The organism is Novosphingobium sp. TK46 (assembly GCF_055361525.1).
The window spans coordinates 606036-631661 of record NZ_CM143963.1; the positions used below are offsets into that span (position 1 = coordinate 606036).

Genomic DNA, 25626 nt, shown 5'->3' on the forward strand with positions numbered 1-25626 from the left:
TCTCGCATGCGCACGCTGGTCATCGAGACAGCTACCGATGCCTGTTCGGTCGCGTTGATCGAAGGCTCCGAAAATGTCGCCGGCGACTGGCGGCTGCTTGGTCGGGGTCATGCCGAAAACCTGATCCCGATGATCGCCGCGCTGCCTGATGGCGGTAAGGCCGACCGCATCGCGGTGTCGGTAGGACCGGGCAGCTTTACCGGAGTCCGCGTCGGCATAGCCGCTGCGCGCGGATTGGGCTTTGCCTGGAACGTACAAGTCGTCGGATACCCCACTCTGGCACTCGTAGCAGCCATGGCGCGCGCCAGGACCGGCGGACAACCGGTGGCGGTGGCGATGGCCGGCGGCCATGGCGAGTGGTTCACCGCCCGCTTCGCGTCCGATGGCTCGGTCGTCCGGATCGAAGAATCGCTTACGCCTTCGAACGCGGCGCAAGCCTGTCCTGATACATTGGTGGCCGGCAACAAAGCGGAGGCGCTGGTTGCCGCAAGGGGGTTCGGGCAGGCCCTGGATATATTACCGGATGCGCGCGCCTTTTCCTTGCTGCCAAGCAGCGCGCTGCTGGCCGATCCGGCCCCGATCTATGGCCGTGCACCAGACGCGAAAGTCGCCGGCGCATGACGTCCGCCGATCATCCGGGTGATCACGTCGACCAGATCATGGCGGTGATGGCAGCAGCGTTCGATCCACAATACGGCGAGGCGTGGACACGCCGGCAAGTAGAGGACGCCCTTCTACTTGGGAATTGCCACGCCCACCTTGTCGCCCCCTGCGGAAGCGCCTTGACGCAAGGTGATCTGATCGCCGGCTTCTCGTTGTCGCGTACCGGATACGAGGAAGAAGAGCTGCTGTTGTTCGCGGTACTGCCAGAGTACCGCCGCTTCGGCGTAGGATCCTCGATACTCAAGCAACTGATTGTCAACGCCGAGGCGCGCGGCGCCAAGCGGCTGTTGCTGGAGATGCGCCAAGGCAATCCGGCCGAACAGCTATACCGTAGGTTCGGATTCCACGTGATCGGCGAGAGAAAAGATTATTATCGCAAGGCAAGCGGTGAGCGCATCAATGCAATCACTTTCGCCCGCGAAATTGTTCCAAACGCTTGATAATCGATAGTTACAGCCAAGCAACGAGCGGGTTACAACCTTGATACACTGAATACTCTTGTCATAGCCGCGAAACTGCTTCAATGGCGGCCATAACGGGCGTATAAGCCTGGGTAATGCCCAAATGGTCGCTTTGAGGTAATAGAAATGCAGAACGTCGAACTCGACACGAATGAAACACTTATCACACTCACGTCGGATATCGTTGCGGCGCACGTCAGCAACAACAACGTGCCAATAGAAGACCTGCCCGCCCTCATCAGCAATGTTTTCGGTGCTCTCGCCGGGCTTGGCGGAGTGGAGCCGGTGGTTGAGGAAAGGCCGGAGCCTGCGGTATCGATCCGTGCTTCGGTAAAGCCCGACTACATCGTGTGCCTTGAAGACGGCAAGAAGCTCAAGATGCTCAAGCGTCACCTGATGACGCATTACAACATGACGCCCGAGGACTACCGCCAGCGCTGGAATCTGCCGTCCGACTATCCGATGGTAGCGCCCAACTACGCCGAAAAGCGGCGCGAGCTTGCCAAGAAGATCGGCCTCGGCCGTAAGCCCAACGTGCGTCGTGGCCGTCGCCCCAAGGCTGCGCCTGCTGTCGCCTGAGGGCTTTGCACGATCAATGATGACGTCAAGGTTGTGATTGTAGCGGCGCCGACCTAGATAGGATGGCGCCGCCGCATCGCGCATGGAGACGACGTGCATCAGCCTATCGATATCGAAGCCCTCTGCGCCCAGCGTGGCCTGCGCATCACCGAACAACGCCGCGTCATCGCGCGCGTTTTATCGGAGAGCAGGGACCACCCCGATGTAGAAAAGCTGCACGAACGGGCGACCCAGGTCGACCCCGGTATCTCGATCGCCACCGTGTATCGCACGGTGCGCCTATTCGAAGAGGCCGGCATTCTCGATCGTCACGATTTCGGTGACGGTCGTTCGCGGTACGAAGCCGCACCCGAGGCGCATCATGACCATATGATCGACGTCGAGACCGGCAATGTCATCGAATTCGTCGATCCCGAACTGGAAGCCCTGCAGAGACAGGTTGCGGAACGCCTGGGTTTTCGTCTCGTCGATCACCGCATGGAACTGTTCGGCGTCAAGGTAGAGCGCGAAGGCGGAGACCGCTGAGCACATCGGCGGATGCGTAAAGCCGCTACTGAAACGATCGGCTTGATCGGAAACATCCGCATCTTCGCGCGTTCTTCCGCGCTGGCCGTGTTCCTGCTTGTCTGCCTGGTTCTGTACTTCGCAGCTGCGCCGCTTCCCGGCCGCAACCGCGTGCCCCGCTTCTTTTTGAGCGGCATCCTGCGGATCGTGGGCGGCGAACTGGTGGTACGGGGCGATCCAGTGACGGTCCCCAGCATTCTGCTGTCCAATCATCTGAGTTGGATTGATATCCCTGCGCTTGCGAAGGCGACCGGCAGCGCCTTCGTCGCGCACGACGGGCTCGCCGGCAATCGCGCGATGCGATTTCTGTGCCGGTTGAACCAGACCATCTTTATCGCCCGCAGCGATCGGGCAAGCGTCGCCGGACAGGTGGATCAGGTACGCGACGGCCTTTCCAAGAGCGGTGTGCTAACCCTGTTTCCGGAAGGGACGACGGGCGACGGCCCTGAACTGCAGGTTTTCAAGTCCTCACTTCTGGCTGCGGTGGAGCATAGCTCGGACCTGGTGGCGATCCGCCCGGTCTATATCGACTATGGCGCGCTTGCCGGCGTCTTCGCCTGGGCGGGCACCGAACCGGGACTGGCCAATGCCAGGCGGATCCTATCGCGCCCCGGCCGTTTCACGGTGACGACGCATTTGCTGCCGCCGCTTACCAGCGATCAGCGCAATGGACGCAAGGCGATCGCCGCCACCGCCCATGCGGCGATCGCGGCGCAGATCGGTCAGCGCGTCGCGTTATAAGTCAACTGGTCGTTGGTAAGCTGGAAGCCCACGAGCAGCTCGAAAGTGGAACGTGCGACTGCGGCGCGAACCTTGGGATCCGCCAGCGGGTCGACGGCAGCATCGGTATCGCCAGGCTTGCGCTTGCGCGTGATGCGTTCGCGGATATCCTCAGGCAGCGTCGCCGCGGCGCGATCGACATAGGCCGCCCCGGTGCCCTTCGCCTGCGCGCGATCCTGGCCGGCGGCGAAATCGATGGTCACCGTGCCGACCCTCTTTGATGCCACCGTGGCGCCACCCTGCAGAACCGTAACGAAATAAGGCAAGGACACCTGGCGCGCGGCACCCGTGTCGCTCCGCTTGGCCAGCACGTCGAAGGTGACGGTCGCATAGACCTTCTCGCCTTCGTTCTCATTGCATTGAACCCGGACGTTGGTCATCGAGGCGACGATGTCGATGTTGCCGGCCGTCTTGTCGCCGGGCACGCGAAAGGTGGTGATGTCGCCGGTATAGTCGGGCACGCCGACAGCCGGGCATTTCGATCGGATCGCAGTAATGCCGACGCCCTCGTCGACGACGATCTCACCCTTTTTCGCGCAACCGCCAAGCAGCGCCAGCATCGAAGCGGCGCCGAGGGCGTAAGCGGGCAGGCGACGTGCGATCATCGAAGCATCCTTGGTCGGCCATGACTGGCAGATATGCGCTTGCCCTAGCGACGCGCGCGGCAAAGCGCTAGAGGCCCATGCATGAACGCGCCCTTTCAAGCTCCCCGTCCGCCGCTCCATCTGCTGATCGCCGCACCGCGCGGCTTTTGCGCCGGAGTCGATCGAGCGATCGAGATCGTCGAACTGGCGCTGCAGCGCTATGGCGCGCCGGTCTATGTGCGGCACGAGATCGTGCATAACAAGTTCGTAGTCGACAGCCTCAAAGCCAAGGGCGCGATCTTCGTCGAGGAACTCGACGAGGTGCCGGACGGCGTGCCCGTGATCTTCAGCGCGCACGGTGTGCCCAAGGCGGTGCCGGCCGAAGCGACGTCGCGCGGTCTGGATTGGCTCGACGCGACCTGCCCCCTCGTCAGCAAGGTGCATCGTCAGGCCGAGCGGCAGATCGAGGCGCAGCGCCACATCCTGTTCATCGGCCACGCCGGGCACCCCGAAGTCGTCGGAACCTTGGGTCAGGTTCCCGAAGGCACCATGACTCTGGTCGAAACAGTGGATGACGTCGCCCGCCTTCCCTTCCCCGCTGACACGGCCCTGTCGTATCTGACGCAAACCACGCTCTCGGTCGACGACACAGCGGCCATCATCGCCGCCATAACGGCGCGGTATCCTGAGGTCGTGGCGCCCAAGGCGGAGGACATCTGCTACGCCACGTCCAACCGCCAGTCCGCAGTCAAGGAAATCGCACCCAAATGCGAGCTGGTCCTGGTCATCGGCGCGCCCAACAGTTCGAACTCGCTGCGGCTGGTCGAAGTGTCGGAGCGTTGCGGAACGCCATCCCACATGATTCAGCGAGCGACAGAAATCGATCCCGCATGGCTCGAGGGCGTGAGCACGCTGGGCATCACCGCTGGCGCGTCCGCGCCCGAGGCACTCGTCGACGAAGTCCTCGCCCGTTTGCGTGAACTGCGGGAGGTCAGCAGCGAGGAAGTGGTGACCGCGCGCGAGCGCATCACTTTCAAGCTGCCACGTCAACTCGCCGACTGAGTACCGACATGGCGGTCTATACGCGGCTTGGCGCCGAAGAGATGGCACGCATCATCGCGGCCTTCGATGTGGGCACGTTGATCTCTGCCAAGGGCATTGCGGAAGGCGTGTCGAACAGCAACTGGCTGGTCGAGACGCAATGCTTCGAACATGCCCGCCGCTTCATCCTGACGATGTACGAAAGCCGGGTCGAGGTGGACGATCTGCCGTTCTTCCTCGACTTGCTCGACCATCTCTCGGCGCACGGCTGCCCCGTCCCACGCACGATCCACGACCGGGACGGCGCGTCCTATCGGCTGCACGACGGCAAGGCGCTGGCGTTGATCGAGTTTCTGTCCGGTGTCTCGGTCACCGAGCCGACACCCGGACAGGCCCGCGCGGTGGGAGCCGCGTTGGCGCAAGTGCATCTGGCCGGTCGCGATTTTGGCGGGCATCGTGACAACAGTATGGGCCATCGGGCGTGGACCCGGCTGCTGGACGATTGCGGCCCGGCCGGCCTGGCGGCGATCGACCCCGAACTGCGCGCGATGGTGGATCGCGAACTGCCCATCATCGCCGCGCAATGGCCCGATCACCTGCCGCGATCGGTCATCCATGCCGATCTGTTCCCGGACAATGTCCTGATGCTGGGCGATCGCGTCACCGGGCTGATCGACTTCTATTTCGCTTGCGTCGACATCACCGCGTTCGATGTGGCCGTGACCCACGCGGCGTGGTGCTTCACCAGCGATGGCACCCAGTTCCTGCCCGAACTCTCTTCGGCTCTGATCGAGGGCTACGAGTCGGTCCACCCCCTTCTGAACGAAGAACGCGCTGCCTTGCCGCTGCTGGCGCGCGCGGCGTCGATGCGGTTCCTCGCGACACGGGCCTATGACTGGACGAACACGCCCGCAGACGCGCTGGTGACTCCCAAAGACCCGATGGCCTTCGCCCGCAGACTTGCCTTCTACGCCGAGCCCTGCAATGCGGGCGTCTTCGGGAATGCCTGAAACGGCCGGGGCGAACTTGAAGACGATCGAGATTTTCACAGATGGTGCCTGCAAGGGCAACCCCGGGCCTGGCGGCTGGGGCGCCATACTGCGCATGGGCGTGCACGAAAAGGAAATGTCCGGCTCCGACCCCCAAACAACCAACAACCGCATGGAGATGACCGCCGTCGTGCGAGCGCTCAATGCGCTGACCGAACCGTGCGAAGCCACCGTGTGCACCGATAGCCGCTATGTGATCGATGGCATGACGAAATGGATCCAGGGCTGGCAAAAGAAGGGCTGGATCAACGCCAGCAAGCAGCCGGTGCGCAACGCCGACTTGTGGCATGAGCTGATCGAGGCGTGTAATCGCCACAAGGTGTCGTGGAAATGGGTACGCGGCCACGACGGCCATGCCGAGAACGAGCGCGCCGACAAGCTGGCAAGCGATGCCGCCTTGTCGGTGATGCGGCGCCGCTGAAAATTCTGGCTTTGCTCGACCTCCCCGGCGGGACGAGCCGCCCTGCCAACGGCAACCAGCATTCCAATCTTCGATAATGGCCCTCGATCCCTCCCGCGCACGACGCAAGATAGCGGATGAAGCCCGCGCGCTGGTGACTCCCGGCCCCCGGCTCGTCGACGAACTCGCCTGCATCGCTTCGGTGATGCTGGCGATCGTCTTCGCGCACTGGATCGGCGCGCGAATGGTGAGCTGGGCAGCGTTCACCGCCTTCGTGCTGATGCGGGGATCGCCGTCAGAGACGATGCTGCGGGGTCTGTTGCGCATCGTCGGCACTGCATCGGGCGCCGGGCTGGCGCTGTTGCTGGCACCGCCATCCGCCGCCTCGCTGCCGATCGCGATGACCGCGGCGGCGCTGGTGGGTGCGATCGGCCTGTACGGCATGCTCACCGCCCGGCGTGCCTATGCCTGGCTGTTGTTCGGCCTCACCTTCGAGATGATCCTGATGGACAAGCTCGAACACCCCGCGCTCGACACCATCGCCTTTGCGCATACGCGGCTGCTGGAAGTCGCCGCCGGTACCGTCGCCTGCGTAATGGTGAGCCTTGCTGCCGCATGGCTGACGCGGGCCCGGATCGCATCCGCCCCCCTGCCCACCCAGCCCCGCATGCGATGGCACCCGGCCGCCGCCCGTCATGCCGCGCAAGCGGGCATCGCGCTGGCCCTGCTGCCGCTCCTGCGCCAGTTCACCGGCATACCCGAGCTCGCTCAGGCCAGCGTCACGATCATGGCGGTGATGATCGTCCCGGTGACCGGCCTTGGCGCAAGCGGTCTGGTGCCGGTCACCCGCAGGCTGGTTCATCGTGCGCTTGGCTGTCTTGCCGGTGGAGGCATGGCGGTGGCGGTTCTGCTGCTGGCCCATGGCTCCGTCTCGGTACTCGTGGCCGGAACATGCCTGGGCATCCTCATCGGCCGTCATCTCGAAACGGGCGTGGCGCGGGCGCCTTACATCGGGCTGCAGTTTACGCTGGCGATCCTGGTGGTGCTGGTGCCCGACAGCTATAGCCAGACCAGCATGGATCCGGGCGTGAACAGGTTGCTGAGCATCCTGATCGGCATGGCCCTGCTCGAACCTGTCCTGCTTGCCTGGCATGCGATCGCACCGCACAAAGCCGGTCTGGTGGATCGCTACCGAGCAAATCGCGAAGGCGAGTAAGGCGCAGGGTCGACCGCGCCCCATGCCTCGCCAAGGATCAGGCCGGCACCGATGCGTGCCGCGGCAGGCGCGGTCTGGATGCCGAAGCCGCCCTGACCGGCGAACCAGAAAAAACCCGGCGCCATCGTATCGAAGCCGAACACCGGAAGGCGATCGGGGGCGAAACTGCGCAAGCCTGCCCAGCGATGCTCCACATGTTCGACCGTCCAGTCCACGACCGTTTCCAGCCGGGCGACCGCTACCGCCACGTCGATCTCCTCGGCCGCCGCATCGCAAGGGTCGCTTGGCGTCTCATCATGAGGACTCAGCCAGAGCCGACCAGCGTCGGGCTTGAAGTAGAACTGTTCGGCGATGTCGAGAACCAGCGGCAGATCAGCGGGCGCCTGCGGGGCGACCCGCACTTGTGCGATGGTACGGCGCAAGGGCGCGATGTCGATCGGTGCGGCACCCGCAAGATGGGCGATGCGCGTCGCCCATGCGCCCGCTGCGTCGGCAAGGATCTCGCACCAGACCGTTCGACCATCCTTAAGGCCCAACCGCCAACCAGACGCATCTCGCGTCGCGGAGGCGACGCTAGCGCGGCACCAAAGCTGAGCGCCCTGCTCCTGCAGCCGGCCTAGGTAATACGCGTGTAACCGCGCGACATCGATATCGCTGCAGCTTGGTTCCAGAACGCCCGACGTCCACTCCGGCCGAAGCCCCGGTACGCGGGACCGAAGTCGATCGCGATCCAGCAGTTCGACCTCGATCCCGAGATCGCCGTATGTGCGCGCGAAGGCTTCCACCCGCTTCGCCTGCTCGGACCTGCCGATGGTGAGCGCGGTACGCCGCGTCAGCACGCCGAGATCGTGGAGCAGCGGTCCCGACGCACTGGTCAGCGGCTGCACGCCGGGCCCACCGTAGCTTTCCGTCCAGAACGCCGCCGATCGACCGGTGGTGTGATAGCCGGGCCGCTCTTCTGCTTCCAGAACAAGAACGCGCGCCCGGCTTGCCAGTTCGGCGGCCAGCGAAGCACCGGCCATTCCGGCCCCGATGACCACGACATCGAAGCGAGCATCGCTCACGTCTGGGGCCGACCCGGCGCTCGGCGGTCCATGAAGTCGGCAATGGCCTGCAATGCCCTCTCGCGCACCGGCGCGCTCTCCCGCAGGATTTCGTGACGCGACTCGGCACCAAACGCCACGAGTTCCGCTTGCGGCAAGCGCGCGGCTGCGCGCCGAATGGCACGCCAGGCCACCAGCTTGTCGGCGCTGGTACCGAGGATCTGGACGGGGATGGTGACATTTTCCAGCACCCCCCGGCGGTCGAGCTTGCGGATGGAATCGATGGCGGCCGCGATCCATCCCCAACTTGGCGGACCTGTCACGAGGTCGGGCCGATGTTCGTACCACCATGCCTCGTCGGCGTAGTGTACCTCTTCATGCGTCAGCAACAGCATCCGCGTCGCTGCAAGCGAGAGCGGCAGCTCGCTGACCTTCCATGCCGGTCGTCGGCGATCTCCCAGCGCGGTGATGAGCCGGCTGAGCGGATGAAGCGCACGGGCGGGGATCCATCCGGGATTGAGCCCCAGCATCGGCGCCACCAGCACCACGGCGTCTGGTGCTATCAGCTTCTCGGCAACCGCACGCAGCACGATGTGCCCGCCCATCGAGTGCCCGATGCAGACATGTGGCCCGGGCGTAACACTGCGCCAGTCTTTCCAGAATGCGGCAAGATCGGCAAGCCAGCCATCGAAGCTGTCTATGTGTCCGGTGGTCGCGTCCGCGCCGAACCTTCCGGACATGCCCTGACCCCGCCAGTCCAACGAGGAGACGTTCCACCCCTCATCATACCAGTGGTTGAGCACCTGCAGATGCTTTTCATAGCAATCGCCCCGGCCGGGCGCGAACAGGATCGATCCCCGCACCACGGAACCCGCAGGATGAGCCCAGTCGATCCGCCGGATCGGGTGACCATCGCCGGCGCTCCACGGCGTTTCACGCGCGGCCTCAGGGATCGCGCGGCCGTCGAATGGCGACGGAGTCGCTGCGGAGGTCACGCGTCCCTCACGGTGCTGCTTCGCGTGGTTACTTTTCGGTAAGTCATGATCGCTAATGAAGGGCCCGAAAAGGGGACGTTTTCGTATGCTGGGCGGGCTGATTTCGTACGCATTGCTTGCCGCCTTGGCAACCGCGCTGCTCTACGCCGCGATAACCGATCTGCGCCGTCGTGAAATCGACAACTGGCTCAATGCCGCCATCGCAATTGCCGCTCCGCTCTACTGGCTTGCGGCAGGCCTCGATTGGCTGACGGTGCTGTTCCAGATCGGCCTGGCCCTGCTGACTTTCGCGGTCGCCTGCGCGCTGTTCGCGATGCGCCAGATGGGCGGTGGCGACGTCAAGCTGCTTACCGCGCTCGCGCTGTGGTTCGTACCTGGCAGCTTCGTCCAGGTGATCGTCATCATGGGCGTGGTCGGCGGCGGCGCCTCGATCGCGATGGCGGTTTTCAACATGCGCCGGCTACCTGGCGAGGCGGTGAGCAACGCCTTGTCCACTTGCGTCGCGGCGATGTGGGTCATGGGAGCGAGCGCCATCGCCTATTCGACCGCGACCGGGCGCGCGTTCATCGACATCGACGCGGCCAGGACGGTCAATGCGCACCTGCCGCAAGGCTGGCTGCTGATCGCGCTTTGCCTGGGGCTTGTCGCCCTGTTCCTGATGGGCATGCGCCATATCTTCCGCCGCCAGCGCGGCGAAATCGCCATTCCGTATGGCGTGGCCATCGCTGCCGCCGGGTTGTGGGTCCTGTTTCGAAATACCGCCCCCGACGCGCTGCTGGCCCTCGCTTGAAAGATAAGAGCCACAGTGAACGCGATCTTTACCAATTTACGCCAGATTGTTCACTGCAATTCGGGGATTACGAGGGTGCCGGGATACCATGGATAAGAAGAAGCTGCTGCTGTTGGCCGCCGCACTGCTCATCGCGGTGACGACAGCCTTTGCAGCGAGATCGGTATTCTCGGGAGGTTCTGCCGCGCCCATGGCTCAGGCGGTACCGGTGACGCCGATGGGCCCCAAGGTCCTGGTCGCGCAACGCGCCTTGCCGACCGGCACGATCCTCACCGCCGATGCGGTGTCCTTTCAGGATTGGCCCGCGGAACTCGTCAAGGACGCCTATTTCCTGAACGGTGAGGCGGACATGTCCAAACTGCTGGGCACGGTCGTCCGTTTTCCTGTCACCGCCGGCCAGCCGCTGACCCAGGGAGCGCTCGTCGCCCCCGGCGATCGTGGCTTCCTTGCCGCGGCGCTGGGACCGGGCATGCGGGCAATCACCATCCCGGTTTCCGACACTTCGGGCGTCGGCGGGTTCGTCTTTCCGGGCGACCGGGTCGATCTGATGCTCACGCAGAACGTAAAGAGTGGCGCCGATGGCTCGCAGGAATTGAAGGCGGCGGAAACCTTCCTGCGCAACTTGCGCGTGCTCGCCACCGATCAGGCAACCTCGACCGAGACCGTCGAGGGCAAGAGCGTGGTGAAGACCTCTCGCACGGTCACCCTGGAAGTCACCCCGCGCATCGCCGAGAAGATCTCGGTGGCGCAAACCGTCGGCCAGCTGAGCCTCAGCCTGCGGCCGCTGGCAGACAATCAGGCGGACTTCGAGCGCGTGCTGGCCAGCGGCGAGTTGAAGGTGCCCGAGGGCGCCTCGAAAGAGCAGGAAGACCAGCTCATGCGCGCCGCCATGAACCGCCCGATCGAAGGCACCTCGACGTTCGTGACCGGCGGGGATGTTTCGCGTTTTCAGCCATCGCGCTACATCCCACCTTCCCCGACCGCTCCGGCCGGGCAGATGATGGCGGCCCCCGCCAATGGCGGCACCAGCGTCCCGGCTGCGGCGCGTCCGTCGGGACCCGTCGTGCATGTCTCGCGCGGCAAGACCACCACTGACGAAGCGGCGGGCAAGTAGAATGCGCCCTGCTCCGATCATCCGATCCATCGCCCAAAAGGGTTCGACCATGACCTTCCGTACCATCAGGTCCGCGCTGTTCGCTGCCTGTGCGCTAGCGCCGGTGACGCTGCTTGGAGCCGTGCCAGCCATGGCCCAGGCGATGAACAAACCCGCGCAAGACATCTCGCTGTCGATCGGTGGCGGCCAGCTGATCAGCATTCCGGGCACGATGAGCGACGTGTTCGTTTCGAACGATGCCGTCGCCGACGTTCAGGTCAAGTCTCAGCGTCAGTTCTATGTCTTCGGAAAGAGCGGCGGGCTCACTACGGTCTATGCCAGCAACGCCAGAGGCGATGTCGTGTGGTCGGGCAACGTGCGCGTCGGTTCCAACCTCGACAGCGTCGATTCGATGCTGCGGCTGGCGATGCCGGATGCCAAGATCGGCGTTTCGACGATGGGATCGAACACCTTCCTGCTGACCGGCACCGTAAAGGCTCCCGAGGATGCGGCCGAGGCGGAGCGCCTCGTCCAGGCTTACGTTGGTAAGGAAGCGAACGTCATCAGCCGCGTGCGCACCGCGACGCCGCTGCAGGTGAACCTGCAGGTCCGCTTTGCCGAAGTCAGCCGCTCGCTGGTGAAGACGCTAAATTCGAATTTGAGCACGATCGACACGACCGGAGGCTTCAAGTTCGGGCTTGGGCAGGGACGAGGAGCCGCGTCAACGGTCACGACAAGCCCGGGTCTTCCTCTCGGGACTGGCGGCACTTCCATTCAAGGCTATACTATCAGTCCGATCACTGGGCAAGTCGTTGCCGCGCCGGGCACGAACATAACACCCGTCGACGGCCTTACAACCTTGGCAGGTATGGGTAAGCTTTTTGGCCTCAACATACTTGGCACTCTTGATGCGGGCGAGAACGTTGGCCTAGTGACAACGCTGGCTCAACCAAATCTCACTGCCCTCTCCGGCGAGACAGCAGACTTCCTCGCAGGTGGTGAATTCCCGATCCCCCTTTCGCAAGGTCTTGGCGCCACCTCGGTCGAGTTCAAGAAGTACGGCGTCAGTCTCAGCTATACACCAACGGTACTGTCTAACGGTCGTATCTCCTTGCGCGTCCGACCCGAAGTTTCCGAACTGACGACACAAGGCTCGGTAACCCTCGGGGGATTTTCCATCCCCGGTATCACGGTGCGCCGCACGGAAACGACCGTGGAACTCGGTTCCGGCCAGAGCTTCATGATCGCCGGCCTGCTGAGCAACAATTCGCAGAATGCCATCCAGAAACTGCCCGGCGCCGGTGACTTGCCGATCCTGGGATCGCTGTTCCGTTCGACCAGCTATCGCAAGGGCGAGACCGAACTGGTGATCGTGGTCACGCCGTACTTGGTCAATCCTGTCGACGGCAACCAGATCGTGCTGCCCACCGATGGCTACAGCGCGCCCGACGACCTCCAACGGCTGCTGGGCCATATGGAAAGCGACAGCTTCGCCGGAAAAAGCGCCGATCGCGCCCGTCCCAGTGCCGCGCCCGTCGAACCGGTGCCTGCGCCCGGTGTCGGCGCCGCGCCGGTCGCATCCGACAAGCCGGGCAAACCCGGCAAGCGCGCCGGCGCCGGCGCCGCGCCCGGCTTCTCGACCCGGTTTTGAGGGACAAGATGATGAACAAGCGCATTCTCGCCATCGCCGCCTTGGCGATGAGCCCGTCATTGGCCGCTTGCGGGGGCGTTCCGACGAACCGCACTCTGAACTCGATCCACCAGCCGGTGGTCGAGCGGACAAACTACACGCTGGATCTGGCTACGGGCAACGGTGGCCTCCCCTATTCCGAGCAAGAACGCCTGGCAGGATGGTTCGCGCAGCTCGGCCTGCGCTACGGCGATCGGATCGCGCTGTCGGATCCCCTGCAGAGCCCCGCCACGCACGCGTCGGTAGAGGCTCTCGCGCAGCAATACAGTCTGTCGATAACGGACGAGATCCCGACCAGCGTCGGCTTCGTCGAGGCAGGCACGACCCGCGTCGTCGTTACGCGCAGCAAGGCGGTCGTGCATGGCTGCCCCGACTGGAGCGCCCACTCGGACGCCAACCCCGGGAATGCCCTGTCGCGTAATTATGGCTGTGCGACGAACAGCAACTTGGCCGCCATGGTCGCCGACCCCGAGCATCTGCTGAAGGGCGACGGCTCGACCGGCGACACCGTCACGATGAGCTCGAACAAGGCGATCGGCGCCTATCGCACCAAGGCGCCGACCGGAGCCCAAGAGCTCAAGCAAACCGCCAGCACGGGACAGTAAGCCATGAACGCACCCTGGAAAGCCGGCTCGCAGGGGCGCGACTCGTTCGCCGCCTACATGTGCGACGAGGCTTCGCTCGACGTGCTGCGTCCGATCGTCATCGAATTGGGATGGCAGCCGGAAAAGTGCATTAAAGGCGGCCTTCGCAGCGGCGTGCAATCACTGTCGATCGCGGCCAGCCCCAATATCCTGATGGTCGATCTGTCGGAAAGCGGCGACCCGCTGAATGACATCAATGCGCTTGCCGAGGTTTGCGAACCGGGAACGGTCGTGCTGGCGGTCGGCCAGGTGAACGACGTTCGCCTGTATCGTGACCTCATCACCAGCGGCATCCACGATTACCTGCTCAAGCCGCTTTCATCCGCAACCGTGCGTGATGCCCTGTTGCAGGCACAAACGACATTCTCCACACCGAAGAACCTCGATGCCCAGGCGGTGAAGCAGCACGTTTCGACCGCGGTCATCGGTACGCGCGGTGGCGTGGGCGCATCGACCATCGCGACGTCGCTCGCCTGGTTGTTCAGCGCCAACCACAAGCTATCGACCGCTCTGCTCGACCTCGACATCCACTTTGGCACCGGTGCGCTCTGCCTGGATCTCGAACCGGGTCGCGGCTTGACCGATGCGATCGAGAACCCCAGTCGCATCGATGGCCTGTTCATCGAACGCGCGATGATCCGCGCGAACGACAACCTTGCGCTGCTGTCCGCAGAAGCGCCGATCCACACGCCGTTGCTGACTGATGGCGGAGCGTTCATGCAGCTCGAGGAAGAATTTCGCGCGGCCTTCGACATGACCGTGATCGATCTGCCACGCAACATGTTGGTCAACTTTCCCCAGCTGATCGGCGACGTGAACGTTGTCATTCTGGCGACCGAGATGACATTGGCGTCCGCGCGCGATACCATCCGCCTCCTCTCCTGGCTCAAGAACAACGCACCCCACGCCCAGGTCATCATCGTGGCCAACAAGGTCCAGCCCGGCCTGTCCGAAATCAGCAAGGCGGATTTCGAAGCCTCGATCGAGCGCAAGATCACCCTGTCGGTCCCGTACGACATCAAGGCTGCGAGCAACTGCGCAAAGCTTGGTCAGACGTTCGCGGAAGCGAACCGCGCCAGCAAGGCCGGCAGCATCCTGACCGAACTGGCACAGGCGGTCATCGGCTCCGGAGGCGACATGGAAGCACCGACGACGGGCAAGAAGCCCAAGTCCGGCAAATTCGACTTCAAGTCGCTGCTCGCCAAGAAGGACAAGGCGCCCGCTCCCGCAGGCAAGGCGAAGGCCGCGCCCAAGACCAGCCGCTGATTACCATGACCTTGCAGCCCGGCTGCCGCTCGGATCGTCGTTTCTGAAAGCTATCGACCGCTATGGACATTATCTCGATCCTGTTGGGCGCGACCGGCCTCACCGCTGCGATGGCGCTGGTTTGGTTGGCCTTTTCGGGACCGTCAGCGAAGAAGGAGTCGGCGCGCAGGCTTCGGCAGATCCGCTTCCGGCATTCCGAAAGTGCGGTCGATCGAGTCGAGATGCAGATGCGCAAGGCCGTCGCCGCGCGCCAGCCCAAGGTGCACCAGGTCGCCGGCTCGGCATCGCGGATCGAAGCGCTCGCGTTGCGGCTGCATCGAACCGGCAAGCCTTGGACCTTGCAGCAGTACATCTACACCTCGATCGGCATCTTCGCCTTCGTGTTCGCGATCGTCCTGCTGAAATCAGGCGCGCCGATCCTCGCGCTTGTCGTCGGCACTTTCGCGGCGGCCGGGATCCCCCATTTCGTGGTCAATTTCCTTATCAACCGGCGCACGACCCAATTCACCGTCAAGTTCGCCGACGCCATCGATCTGCTGGTGCGTGGCCTGCGCTCGGGCCTGCCGGTTTCGGAAACGCTGAGCATCGTCGCGACAGAAGTACGCGGGCCGGTCGGTGAGGAGTTCAAAGTCGTCACCGAACGCATCAAGATCGGCAAATCGATGGAGGATGCGCTTCAGGACACCGCCAACCGGCTCAACATGGCCGAGTTCAGCTTTTTCTGCATAACCCTGGCGATCCAGCGCGAAACCGGCGGCAACCTGGCCGAGACGCTTGCCAACCTCTCCGACGTTCTTCGCAAGCGTGCGCAAATGAAGCTCAAGATCAAGGCGATGAGTTCGGAATCGAAAGCATCCGCCTATATCGTCGGATCGCTCCCGTTCATCGTGTTCCTCATGATCTACTGGGTCAACTCCGGCTATATCGGCAAGTTCTTCCTCGATGACCGCCTGATCATCGCGGGGCTCGGCGGACTGACCTGGATGGGCATCGGCGTCTTCATCATGGCCAAGATGGTCAGCTTCGAGATCTGAGCGGAAGAGACCACCCATCATGATGAACCAAGCCGCCGGTCCCACTCTGCTGGGTTTCGATGTCGTCTTCGTCGGCACCATCCTGGTGGCTGTAGCGACAGCCGCCGTCGCGCTCGCGATCTACGCGGCGATCACCGTTCGCGATCCGATGGCGCGCCGGGTGAAGGCACTGAACGATCGGCGCGAACAGCTCAAGGCCGGCATCGCCGTGGCTCCGCGCAAACGCCAGAGCCTGGTTCGCCGCAACGAGACGACCGACAAGCTGACCAAGACGCTCGGCTCTTTCAAGATGCTTCAGGACAGCCAGATCAAGGCCGTTCAGCAGAAGCTCGCACAGGCCGGAATCCGCAAGAAGGAATACGCCGTCGCGGTCATCGCGGCACGACTGATCACGCCGATCGTGCTAGGCCTGTTGGTGGCCGCATTGGTCTACTGGTCCGACTACTTTCCCGAATGGAGCAGCTTCAAGCGCTTCATGGCTTTCGCCGCGGCAGTCGGCCTGGGTTACAAGGGCCCGGACCTCTACATCCAGAACCAGGTCACAAAGCGTACCCACCTCATCCGCAAGGGTCTGCCCGATGCGCTCGACCTGCTGGTGATCTGCGCCGAAGCAGGTCTTACCGTCGACGCGGCGTTCGAGCGCGTGGCCCGCGAGCTCGGCCGTGCCTACCCGGAACTCGGTGAGGAGTTTTCGCTCACGTCGATCGAGCTGGCATTCCTGACCGACCGACGTTCAGCGTTTGAAAATCTGACTTATCGCGTCGATCTTGAATCCGTGCGGGGCGTCGTCACCACGATGATCCAGACCGAACGCTATGGCACGCCGCTCGCATCCGCACTTCGCGTGCTCTCGGCCGAATTCCGCAACGAACGCATGATGCGCGCCGAGGAAAAGGCCGCGCGATTGCCCGCGATCATGACCATCCCGCTGATCCTGTTCATCCTGCCGGTCCTGTTCATCGTCATCCTCGGGCCCGCAGCCTGCTCGATCGCCGACGCTTTTTCGGGCGGCGGTCCTGGCGCGAACTAGCCGCCACGCCCGCACCGGCCCGATACAGGCGCAGAGACGTCAACGCGCGAGGATGCCCGCCATGATGATGTCGAGCGTGTGCTCGCGATAGCGGTCGCGCAGTTCTTCGGTCAGGGTGTCCTGGTCAAAGCAGTACTTCATCACCAGCCGGGTCGAGAAGAACCGGTCCACCGCGCCGGTGACGGTGAAATAGAACAACTGGGGATCGATGCTGCGGAACACTCCTGCCCGCACGCCGTCGCCGATCAGCTGTTCGTAGGCGCGGTAGATCGGCGAGAGGTAGCAATCGGCGATACGGCGCGCCTCGGCATCATCGCTTTCGCGCACCATCCGCATGGTCAGGCGATTGAGGTAGGGCACCGCGTAGAAGGTATCGATCACCTTCGATATGTGGCGCCGCAACTTCGCCTCGGGCTCCATGTCGTCCTTGGCGACCAGCGCGTCGACGCTGCGCACGATCGCCGCCCAGTCGCGGTCGAGCAGGGCCTTGAGCAGCCCGGCCTTGTTGCCGAAGTAGTATTTCACCAACGCCGAGTTCAGCCCCGAGCGCAACGACAGTTCCGACAGCGAGATGTCGACGATATCGCCCTCGCGCATGATGGCGCTGGCGGTGTCGAGCAAGGTCTCGCGCGCCCCTGGAGGAACGGCGAGACCGATGCCCTGGACAACGCGCTCAGGCATCGCGGTGCTTACTTGGGGCCGAGACGGATCGCTCCGTCGAGGCGGACGGACTCACCGTTGAGGTAATCGTGCTCGAGCATGAACAGCGCGAGCTTGGCGTACTCGTCCGCCTTGCCCAGGCGCTTGGGGAACGGCACCATCGCGGCGAGCGCATCCTGCACCTGCTGCGGCATGCTCGCCATCATCGGCGTTTCGAAGATGCCGGGCAGGATCGTATTGACGCGAATGCCGTCGTTCATCAGGTCTCGCGCTACCGGCAGTGTCATTGCCAGCACGCCGCCCTTCGATGCCGCATAAGCCGCCTGGCCGATCTGTCCGTCCTGCGCCGCGACCGAAGCCGTATTGACGATCGCGCCACGCGATCCCGCCGCATCCACCGGATCGAGAGTCACGATCCCCGCCGCCGCCTTGGAGATGCAGCGAAACGTACCGACCAGGTTGATCGCGATCGCCTTCTCGAACAGGCCCATGTCATGCGCACGCGGTGCGCCGGTTTCACGGTTTTTGCCAACCGTCTTGGACGCAGGCGCGATACCGGCGCAATTGACCAGCACCCGCTCCTGCCCGTGGGCCGCACGAGCCTTGGCGAAACCGGCGTCGGTGCTGGCATCGTCGGTCACGTTGACCTCACAGAACACGCCGCCGATCTCCGCCGCAATCGCCTCGCCCGCCTCGGCATTCAGATCGAATATCGCCACCTTCACGCCACGGCCCGCCAACGCCCTCGCGGTCGCCGCACCTAGCCCGGACGCGCCACCCGTGACGATCGCTGCAACGCTGCTGTCGAGATTCATGCGTGTGTCCTTATGCTGAGATCGCATGCGATTGGCTTGGCCGAACGCACGGTCTTCTGGAAGCTGATTTAACCGACCGATTAAGCGGCACCTTCCGCTTGGTCAATTAACGAATGGGCGCAGCGTCATTTCCGGCAGGGCGTGACTACACCGGCGGCCAAATCCTTGGCCAGAAGACTACCCTAATCAATACGCTGATGTACGAACGACAAGCAAACCCAAGCGCCGTCAGCATCGACGAGACGTTTGGTTGGATCGTCGCGTACTATACGGTCACCATCACACTTCGCGGCCATTTCGCCACGACCCATTGCGACGAACTATGTCTATCACGCGCTTCACATCTTACGGGGTCAGCAAGACTAGCGACATTGAAGTCGAAGCGCGCCGAAGCTCTTGTATTCCGGGCAAATACGACAGCAGTGTGGCGAGATAGCCACACCTATCGGGGCATTTTTCACGCTGCTCTTTTTGCGATTGTCTTGGCGTACCCATAGAGCAACACAGACGGCATTGTTGAGGTGCTGATGCAACTCAAGCCATTTCCGGCCCGACCGTCTAAGGCGTAAACAGGCGACGGGACCGCTCGAAGGGACACGTAAGTGACATCATCCATCACCCGGGCCGCGCTATGCAGCGCAACCTTCTTGACTGCTTTGGGGTTTGCTTCGACGGCCGCATGTGCCCAAAGTACGGCCTCCAGCACTCCGGCTGAGGCGGCCGCGACAACACCCACCGATCGTGCAGACATTGGGGATGCCGAGAACACGATCGTCGTAACGGGCTCGCGTATCGCGCGCCCGGAACTCTCGACCATCCAGCCAACGACGGTAATCGGTGCGCAGCAGTTCGAGGACCGCGGCTACACCAACCTGACCCAGGCGTTGCAGCAGCTTCCCGCTTTCGGACCTCCGGGCAACAGCGGTGTCGGCGCCCAATCATCGTTTGGCCCGGCACAAAGCTTCGTGGACTTCTTCAGCCTGGGCTCCCAGCGCACGCTGACGCTGGTGAACGGCCGCCGTTTTGTCTCGTCCAACACCGCGAGCATCTTCGGTCCGGTAGCCGCCGGGTCCCAGGTTGACCTGAACAATATCCCCGTGACGCTCATCGATCGCGTGGACGTGGTGGCCGTCGGTGGTGCGCCAATCTATGGTTCGGACGCGATCGCGGGTACCGTCAACATCATCCTCAAGAAGGATTATGAAGGCATCGAACTTGGTGCTTCCTATGGCATTTCCCAGCGCGGCGACGCGCCGGATCGCCGCATCAGCGCTCTGGTCGGCAAGAACTTCTCCGAAGGCCGTGGCAACATCACGCTTTCGGGCGAATACAATCGGGTGACGGGCTTTACGGCCTCGGATCGTGCGATCTCAGCGGCGGGTCAACGCTTCGGAACGCCTCCCACCCCGGGTGCTTTCGCTCGCCTGCTCTATCCTGACCAGCGCTACAGCGCCTTCACATCCGGTGGCGTTCCATTCAACGACGACGATTTCCTCGTCAGCCGATCTGGCATTCTGGATGCCGCCGGCAATCCCCTCCAGTTCGGTCCCAGCGGCAATCTTGTACCGCTCGATCTGGGTACGGTGCTGCGCCAGGGCTATATCAGTAGCGGCGGCAACGGCTTCAACCTGCCGGCGCAGAACAACCTGCTGACGAGCAGCGAACGCTACATCGGCACGGCGCTCGCCAGCTACGAGTTCAGCGATCACGTTCGCGCGTTCGGCGAGGCCTGGTATTCGCACAGCAGCGGCACCAACATCATCGATCAGCCCAATTACAACACCGCGCTGTTCGGACCCGGCGGTTCGGCTGATGGCAACTTGGCCATCAACATCAACAACCCGTACCTGAGCGCCGCCGATCGCGCGACGATCTCGGCCAACCTGGCTCCCGGTCAGGACACGTTCTACGTGGGCCGGGCACTCAGCGATCTGACCACCGGCCGCTCGCAGGCAACTGTCGAGACCTATCGCTTCGTCGGCGGCTTCGCAGGTGATTTCGCCGTGGGGGAGCGGGAGTTCAAGTGGGAGGTTTCCGGCAACTACGGGCATTCGAAGACCACCGGCAAGAACTTCGAGCTGGTGCAGCAGAACTTCGCCAATGCTCTCGACGCCATTGTCGGCGCGGACGGACAGATCACCTGCCGCCCAGGATACACCAACGCCTCGATCGCAACGGGCAGCAGCACCTGCGCGCCGTTGAACATCTTCGGTGTCGGCAATGCGAGCCAGGCCGCACGCAACTACATCTTCGCCGAAGCGCGGCCGGTCTCCACCAATTCGCAGTTCGTATTCAACGCCAACGTGCAGGGCAGCCTGTTCACGCTGCCCGGCGGAGACTTCCAGGTCTCGGTTGGCTACGAGCATCGCCGTGAGAAGACTAACTTCGATCCGGGCCAATATTACGCCGGTGAGTTGCAGGACGATGGCACCTACGTCCAGTATGGCCGCACCATTCCTATCGGTGCGATCGCGGGTAAGTTCCACACGAACGAAGTCTTCGGCGAGCTCACCGCGCCGCTCGTCTCGCCCGAGACTGGCATCAGCTTCCTCAAGGTCGTCGAAGTCGATGGTGCGGCCCGCTATGTCAACAACTCGCTCAGCGGCGGCGACCTGACCTGGACAGCCGGCGGCCGGCTTGGCTTCTTCACTGGCTTGACCTTCCGCGGCAACTTCACCCGGTCGATCCGCAGCCCTGCGATCACTGAAGTGTTCATCCCGACCTCGCAGGCGTTCGACAACGGTTCGGATCCTTGCGATGGCCGATATGTCGACAGCGGCCCTAACCCCGCCAACCGTCGCGCGAACTGCGTTGCTGCAGGTATCGCCGATCCGAGCAACTTCGTCTCGGACTATTCGGACTTCACGGTTCCCGTCAGCGTCTCGGGCAATCCATCGCTCGATAACGAGAAGGCGAACAGTTGGACGGTGGGCGCCATCATCCAGCCGCCCTTCACCCCAGGCCTTGCGATCGCGGTCGACTGGGTCAACATCAAGCTGAAGAACGCCATCAGGTCACTGTCCGGCGACGACATCCTCAATGCCTGCTATGATGGCAGCGGCCTCACGAGCGCCTTCTGCGGTTTGATCGATCGCGATTCGGACGGGCAGATCAGCTTCATCCGCGAAGGCTACTTCAATGCAGCTTCGTATACCTTTGAGGGCCTTACGGCGAACATCAGCTATCGCCGCGCCACTCCGGTCGGCACGTTCGGCCTAGCGGTGAACTACCTCTATCGCCACAAGCTGCAGACCCGCGTCGGCACCGGCGACATCGATCACCTCGCAGGAGAGATCGGCAACCCCCGTCATGCCGGTACGGTCAACGTCACTTACGAGAAGAACGGCTTCAACGCGCTTCTCCAGATGCAGTACGTGGGCAAGGGCCGCTTCGACAAGGATGAGGCCGACAACGCGCGTAACATCATGGGCGTGGGCGACTGGCAGGTATTCAATGCGACGGTCGGTTACGACGTCAACGAGGACTTCGGACTCAAGTTCATCGTCGACAACATCGCCGACCGTAAAGCACCGTTCCCGTACGTTGGCGCCTATGAGCAGAACACGACGTACTACTCTGGGATCGTCGGCCGTTCGTTTCGCATCTCGGGAGTCGCAAAGTTCTAATAGAATTATCGGTTTGGCTTAGGCTGAATGAAAAAATAAATACGGGCGTCTCTGCAAGGAGCCGCCCGTATTTTGTTTTGGCCTCAACCCACCCTAATCGCCAGCGCGCCATCCCCCTCGTCGATATGCACCACGCTGCCGTCGGGAATCTCGCCGCCGAGGAGCTTTTCGGCCAGCGGGTCCTGCAGGTGGCGCTGTACCGCGCGCTTTAGGGGCCTGGCGCCGTAGACCGGATCGTAGCCTACCCGGCCCAGCCAGCGCTTGGCGGCGTCGGTCAGGTCCAGCACGATCTTGCGGTCCTTGAGCAGCTTCTGCACGCGACCGACCTGGATCTCCACGATCGGGCCCATTTCGCTTTGGCCCAGGCGATGGAACAGGATGATCTCGTCCAGACGATTGAGGAACTCGGGCCGGAAATGACCGCGCACGATCTCCATCACTTGCGGCTCGACGGTCGACACTTCCTGACCTTCGTCGAGGTTGGCGAGGTACTGGCTGCCCAGGTTGCTGGTGAGGATGATCAGCGTGTTGGTGAAGTCCACCACCCGGCCCTGGCCGTCGGTCAGGCGGCCATCATCGAGGACTTGCAGCAGCACGTTGAACACATCCGGGTGCGCCTTCTCGACCTCGTCGAACAGCACGACCTGATAGGGCCGGCGCCGCACCGCCTCGGTCAGCACACCGCCCTCGTCGTAACCGACATAGCCTGGGGGCGCCCCGATCAGGCGGCTGACGGCGTGCTTCTCCATGAACTCGCTCATGTCGATGCGCACCATCGCGTTGTCGTCGTCGAACAGGAAACTCGCCAGCGCCTTGGTCAGCTCGGTCTTGCCGACGCCCGTGGGGCCCAGGAACAGGAACGAGCCCATCGGGCGGTTCGGATCCTGCAGACCCGCACGGGCCCGGCGCACCGCCTTGGAGACGGCGGTCACCGCCTGGCTCTGGCCGATCACCCGCGCGCCGATCGCCGCTTCCATGTTGAGCAGCTTCTCGCGCTCGCCCTGCAGCATCCGGTCGACCGGAACACCCGTCCAGCGGCTGACGACGCCGGCGATGTCGTCGTCGGTCACTTCCTCGCGCAGCAGTGCGTTGTCGGCTTGCGCCACGGCATCGGCCAGCTGCTTTTCCAGCGCCGGGATCGTGCCGTAGGACAGCTCGCCCGCCTTGGCGAGATCGCCTTGACGCTGCGCCTGCTCCAGCTCGAGCCGCGCGGCGTCGAGCTGTTCCTTCAGCTTGCCCTCGGCGGCGATCTTGTCGCGTTCGTTCTGCCAGCGGGTCGTCAGCTCGCTCGATTGCTGCTCGAGGTTCGCCAGTTCGTCGCGCAAGTTCGTGAGGCGATCACGCGAGGCGGTGTCGCTCTCCTTCGACAACGCCATGTCCTCGATCTTGAGCTGGATGATCCGGCGGTCGAGCTTCTCGATCTCCTCGGGCTTGCTCTCCACTTCCATGCGGATGCGGCTGGCGGCCTCGTCCATCAGGTCGATCGCCTTGTCCGGCAGGAAGCGATTGGTGATGTAGCGGTTCGACAGCGTCGCCGCCGCCACGATCGCGCCATCGGTGATCCGCACGCCGTGGTGCAGCTCGTACTTTTCCTTCAGCCCGCGCAGGATCGAGATCGTGTCCTCGACCGTGGGTTCGTTCACGAACACCGGCTGGAAGCGGCGCTGCAAGGCGGCGTCCTTCTCGACGTACTTCTGGTACTCGTCGAGGGTGGTCGCGCCGATGCAGTGCAGTTCGCCCCGCGCCAAGGCGGGCTTTAGCAAGTTGCCGGCATCCATCGAACCCTCGGAGGCGCCCGCGCCGATCAGCGTGTGCATCTCGTCGATGAAGAGGATGATGTGGCCTTCCGCGCCCTTCACCTCGTCGAGCACGGCCTTCAGCCGCTCCTCGAATTCGCCGCGATACTTCGCGCCGGCGATCAGCGAGCCCATGTCGAGCGACATCAGCGCGCGATCCTTGAGGCTGTCGGGCACGTCGCCATTGGCGATGCGCAGCGCGAGGCCTTCGGCGATGGCGGTCTTGCCGACGCCGGGATCACCGATCAGGACGGGGTTGTTCTTGGTGCGGCGCGCGAGGATCTGCACGGTGCGGCGGATCTCCTCGTCGCGGCCGATGACCGGATCGAGCTTGCCCGCGCGCGCCGCCTCGGTGAGGTCGCGCGCGTACTTCTTCATCGCATCATAGGCGTTCTCGGCTCCGGCAGAGTCGGCGTTGCGGCCGCCACGAAGCTGGCTGATCGCCGCCTCCAGCGCAGGCGCGGTGAGGTTTGCGGCCGCGAGCGCCTTACCCGCCGCCGTGGTCTGCGCCAGCGTGAAGGCGAGCAGCAAGCGCTCGACCGTGACGTAGGCGTCGCCGGATTTGGTGGCGAGCTGCTCGGCCTGATCCAGGACGCGCACGGCATCATTGTCGAGCCCCGGCGTCGTCTGCGCCCCCGATCCGCTAACGGCGGGGATCTTCTCCAGCGCGGCGTTCACGCCATCGAGCGCGATCTTGGCATTACCACCGGCGCGCTGGATCAGGCCGGCCGCCATACCCTCGCCGTCGTCGAGCAGCGACTTCAGGATGTGCTCTGGCGTGATGCGCTGGTGGTTGAGGCGGATCGCGGTGGTCTGCGCGGCCTGCAGGAACCCCTTGGCGCGATCGGTGAACTTTTCGAGATTCATGGCGGGTCGCTTCCTCCTGAGCCGGAATGTGCTGGACCGGTATGTGGTGTTGCTGATTAGCCACACAAGGCTTTTTGCCGATTTTTATAGGGACGCGGCCTCATCCTATGGCCGGCGCTTATTACCTGTGATCCTTGCGCAGCCTGAGCTTGTCCGTGCCCGAGCGCCAGCTTGCCGGTGACGCCTGCGGGAAAATGCTGCTACCTTCGCTATCGATGTATGAACTCGACAAGATACGCGTGTCATTTGGCGGGGTAGAGGCTCTCGCCGCCACCACCCTTTCGATCCCCACCGGCGAGACCCTGATGCTGCTCGGACCATCGGGCTCGGGCAAGTCCACGCTCCTGCGTTGCCTGATCGGCCTGTCACCTTTCGAGGGAACGCTGCGGTTCAGGGGCGAGCCGGTAAGCGACTGGACTGCGGTACGTCGGCGGCTGGGTTACGTGATCCAGGAGGGCGGCCTGTTTCCCCACCTCACGGCCCGGGGAAACGTGATCCTCGCCGCACGCGAGTTCGGTTGGGATGCCAGCCGGATCGATGCGCGGGCCGCCGAGCTGGCGGACCTGGTCGGGCTGCACGCGGCGCAGCTCGCACGCTTTCCCGCCGAGCTTTCGGGTGGGCAGCGGCAACGGGTCGCGATGATGCGGGCGCTGATGCTGGGGCCGGACGTGCTCTTGCTGGACGAGCCGCTGTCGGCGCTCGATCCGGTGACGCGGCTGCGTCTGGCGGGCGAGCTGCGCGACATCTTCGCGCGGCTGGGCATGACGGTGGTGATGGTGACGCACTCGCTGCGAGAGGCGCGGTTCTTCGGCGGGCGCGCGCTGCTGATGCGTGACGGACGAGTGGTGCAGCAAGGCTCGATCGAGGCGTTGGAGGCAAACCCGGCGGATGACTTCGTGGCCGAATTCCTCGCAGCTGAGGCGGCGTTGTGACCTCGTTC

At 63.6% G+C, this 25626-nt stretch carries 24 protein-coding genes; 18 read left to right on the forward strand and 6 right to left on the reverse strand.

Annotated elements, in window-relative coordinates:
- Nucleotides 1–6 precede the first annotated feature (6 nt).
- From tsaB to ACXJ1Z_RS02825, 5 genes are all read left to right on the forward strand, one after another.
- A complete protein-coding gene (tsaB, locus tag ACXJ1Z_RS02805; RefSeq protein WP_463779384.1) occupies nucleotides 7–621 on the forward strand; it encodes a tRNA (adenosine(37)-N6)-threonylcarbamoyltransferase complex dimerization subunit type 1 TsaB in 615 nt (204 codons plus the stop codon).
- A complete protein-coding gene (locus ACXJ1Z_RS02810; RefSeq protein WP_463779385.1) occupies nucleotides 618–1103 on the forward strand; it encodes a GNAT family N-acetyltransferase in 486 nt (161 codons plus the stop codon). Before tsaB ends, ACXJ1Z_RS02810 begins: the two co-directional genes overlap by 4 nt.
- A 147-nt stretch (nucleotides 1104–1250) precedes the next feature.
- A complete protein-coding gene (locus ACXJ1Z_RS02815) occupies nucleotides 1251–1703 on the forward strand; it encodes a Ros/MucR family transcriptional regulator (RefSeq protein ID WP_463779386.1) in 453 nt (150 codons plus the stop codon).
- A 93-nt stretch (nucleotides 1704–1796) separates the two neighbouring features.
- Complete coding sequence (locus tag ACXJ1Z_RS02820; protein ID WP_463779388.1) at nucleotides 1797–2228, forward strand: Fur family transcriptional regulator; 432 nt, start codon at nucleotides 1797–1799, stop codon at nucleotides 2226–2228.
- Nucleotides 2229–2270: 42 nt separating this feature from the next.
- A complete protein-coding gene (locus ACXJ1Z_RS02825; protein WP_463779390.1) occupies nucleotides 2271–3008 on the forward strand; it encodes a lysophospholipid acyltransferase family protein in 738 nt (245 codons plus the stop codon).
- Here the strand turns inward: ACXJ1Z_RS02825 and ACXJ1Z_RS02830 are convergent.
- Nucleotides 2990–3652, reverse strand: coding sequence for a hypothetical protein (locus ACXJ1Z_RS02830; RefSeq protein WP_463779391.1), 663 nt, complete (start codon nucleotides 3650–3652; stop codon nucleotides 2990–2992). The two genes, ACXJ1Z_RS02825 and ACXJ1Z_RS02830, sit on opposite strands and share 19 nt — an antisense overlap.
- Nucleotides 3653–3733: 81 nt before the next feature.
- On the opposite strand from ACXJ1Z_RS02830, the gene ispH reads away from it, so the two are divergent.
- From ispH to ACXJ1Z_RS02850, 4 genes are all read left to right on the forward strand, one after another.
- Complete coding sequence (ispH, locus tag ACXJ1Z_RS02835) at nucleotides 3734–4693, forward strand: 4-hydroxy-3-methylbut-2-enyl diphosphate reductase (RefSeq protein ID WP_463779392.1); 960 nt, start codon at nucleotides 3734–3736, stop codon at nucleotides 4691–4693.
- 8 nt (nucleotides 4694–4701) lie between these two features.
- Entirely contained in the window at nucleotides 4702–5682 is a 981-nt protein-coding gene (gene thrB / locus ACXJ1Z_RS02840; protein ID WP_463779394.1) for a homoserine kinase, read from the forward strand.
- A gap of 16 nt (nucleotides 5683–5698) precedes the next feature.
- Entirely contained in the window at nucleotides 5699–6142 is a 444-nt protein-coding gene (rnhA, locus tag ACXJ1Z_RS02845) for a ribonuclease HI (protein WP_463781148.1), read from the forward strand.
- 76 nt (nucleotides 6143–6218) lie between these two features.
- Entirely contained in the window at nucleotides 6219–7337 is a 1119-nt protein-coding gene (locus tag ACXJ1Z_RS02850) for an FUSC family protein (RefSeq protein ID WP_463779395.1), read from the forward strand.
- On the opposite strand, the gene ACXJ1Z_RS02855 is transcribed toward ACXJ1Z_RS02850, so the two are convergent.
- Both ACXJ1Z_RS02855 and ACXJ1Z_RS02860 read right to left on the reverse strand, forming a co-directional pair.
- A complete protein-coding gene (locus ACXJ1Z_RS02855; RefSeq protein ID WP_463779396.1) occupies nucleotides 7310–8401 on the reverse strand; it encodes an NAD(P)/FAD-dependent oxidoreductase in 1092 nt (363 codons plus the stop codon). The genes ACXJ1Z_RS02850 and ACXJ1Z_RS02855 overlap by 28 nt on opposite strands.
- On the reverse strand, nucleotides 8398–9375 hold the full coding sequence (locus tag ACXJ1Z_RS02860) for an alpha/beta fold hydrolase (protein ID WP_463779398.1): 978 nt from the start codon (nucleotides 9373–9375) through the stop codon (nucleotides 8398–8400). Before ACXJ1Z_RS02860 ends, ACXJ1Z_RS02855 begins: the two co-directional genes overlap by 4 nt.
- An 85-nt stretch (nucleotides 9376–9460) precedes the next feature.
- Between ACXJ1Z_RS02860 and ACXJ1Z_RS02865 the strand changes: the two genes are divergently transcribed.
- The 7 genes from ACXJ1Z_RS02865 to ACXJ1Z_RS02895 all read left to right on the forward strand — a co-directional run bounded on the left by ACXJ1Z_RS02865 (nucleotide 9461) and on the right by ACXJ1Z_RS02895 (nucleotide 16922).
- The gene (locus tag ACXJ1Z_RS02865; protein WP_463779399.1) at nucleotides 9461–10165 is read left to right on the forward strand and encodes an A24 family peptidase; all 705 of its coding nucleotides are present in this window, start codon (nucleotides 9461–9463) and stop codon (nucleotides 10163–10165) included.
- Nucleotides 10166–10253: 88 nt separating this feature from the next.
- Nucleotides 10254–11279 carry a Flp pilus assembly protein CpaB gene (gene cpaB / locus ACXJ1Z_RS02870; protein ID WP_463779400.1) on the forward strand — a complete coding sequence of 342 codons (1026 nt, stop codon included), beginning with the start codon at nucleotides 10254–10256 and terminating at the stop codon, nucleotides 11277–11279.
- Nucleotides 11280–11328: 49 nt separating this feature from the next.
- Nucleotides 11329–12909, forward strand: a complete 1581-nt coding sequence (locus ACXJ1Z_RS02875; RefSeq protein ID WP_463779402.1) for a type II and III secretion system protein family protein — start codon at nucleotides 11329–11331, stop codon at nucleotides 12907–12909.
- Nucleotides 12910–12917: 8 nt separating this feature from the next.
- Nucleotides 12918–13553, forward strand: coding sequence for a CpaD family pilus assembly protein (locus ACXJ1Z_RS02880; protein ID WP_463779404.1), 636 nt, complete (start codon nucleotides 12918–12920; stop codon nucleotides 13551–13553).
- 3 nt (nucleotides 13554–13556) lie between these two features.
- Nucleotides 13557–14858: a CpaE/TadZ family protein gene (locus ACXJ1Z_RS02885; protein WP_463779405.1), complete on the forward strand. Its 1302-nt coding sequence runs from the start codon at nucleotides 13557–13559 to the stop codon at nucleotides 14856–14858.
- A gap of 62 nt (nucleotides 14859–14920) precedes the next feature.
- Nucleotides 14921–15892, forward strand: coding sequence for a type II secretion system F family protein (locus tag ACXJ1Z_RS02890; protein ID WP_463779406.1), 972 nt, complete (start codon nucleotides 14921–14923; stop codon nucleotides 15890–15892).
- Between the two features lie 19 nt (nucleotides 15893–15911).
- Nucleotides 15912–16922 (forward strand): type II secretion system F family protein, encoded by a 1011-nt coding sequence (locus ACXJ1Z_RS02895; protein WP_463779408.1) that lies wholly within the window; start codon nucleotides 15912–15914, stop codon nucleotides 16920–16922.
- A 39-nt stretch (nucleotides 16923–16961) separates the two neighbouring features.
- On the opposite strand, the gene ACXJ1Z_RS02900 is transcribed toward ACXJ1Z_RS02895, so the two are convergent.
- Both ACXJ1Z_RS02900 and ACXJ1Z_RS02905 read right to left on the reverse strand, forming a co-directional pair.
- A complete protein-coding gene (locus ACXJ1Z_RS02900) occupies nucleotides 16962–17603 on the reverse strand; it encodes a TetR family transcriptional regulator (RefSeq protein WP_463779409.1) in 642 nt (213 codons plus the stop codon).
- Between the two features lie 8 nt (nucleotides 17604–17611).
- Complete coding sequence (locus ACXJ1Z_RS02905) at nucleotides 17612–18397, reverse strand: SDR family oxidoreductase (RefSeq protein ID WP_463779410.1); 786 nt, start codon at nucleotides 18395–18397, stop codon at nucleotides 17612–17614.
- Nucleotides 18398–18999: 602 nt separating this feature from the next.
- Here ACXJ1Z_RS02905 and ACXJ1Z_RS02910 point away from each other — a divergent pair.
- The gene (locus tag ACXJ1Z_RS02910) at nucleotides 19000–22023 is read left to right on the forward strand and encodes a TonB-dependent receptor domain-containing protein (protein WP_463779412.1); all 3024 of its coding nucleotides are present in this window, start codon (nucleotides 19000–19002) and stop codon (nucleotides 22021–22023) included.
- An 83-nt stretch (nucleotides 22024–22106) separates the two neighbouring features.
- Here the strand turns inward: ACXJ1Z_RS02910 and clpB are convergent, their stop codons facing one another.
- Nucleotides 22107–24686 carry an ATP-dependent chaperone ClpB gene (clpB, locus tag ACXJ1Z_RS02915; protein ID WP_463779413.1) on the reverse strand — a complete coding sequence of 860 codons (2580 nt, stop codon included), beginning with the start codon at nucleotides 24684–24686 and terminating at the stop codon, nucleotides 22107–22109.
- 134 nt (nucleotides 24687–24820) lie between these two features.
- Here clpB and ACXJ1Z_RS02920 point away from each other — a divergent pair, with 134 nt between their 5' ends.
- Entirely contained in the window at nucleotides 24821–25618 is a 798-nt protein-coding gene (locus ACXJ1Z_RS02920) for an ATP-binding cassette domain-containing protein (protein WP_463779415.1), read from the forward strand.
- The last annotated feature ends 8 nt before the right edge of the window (nucleotides 25619–25626 follow it).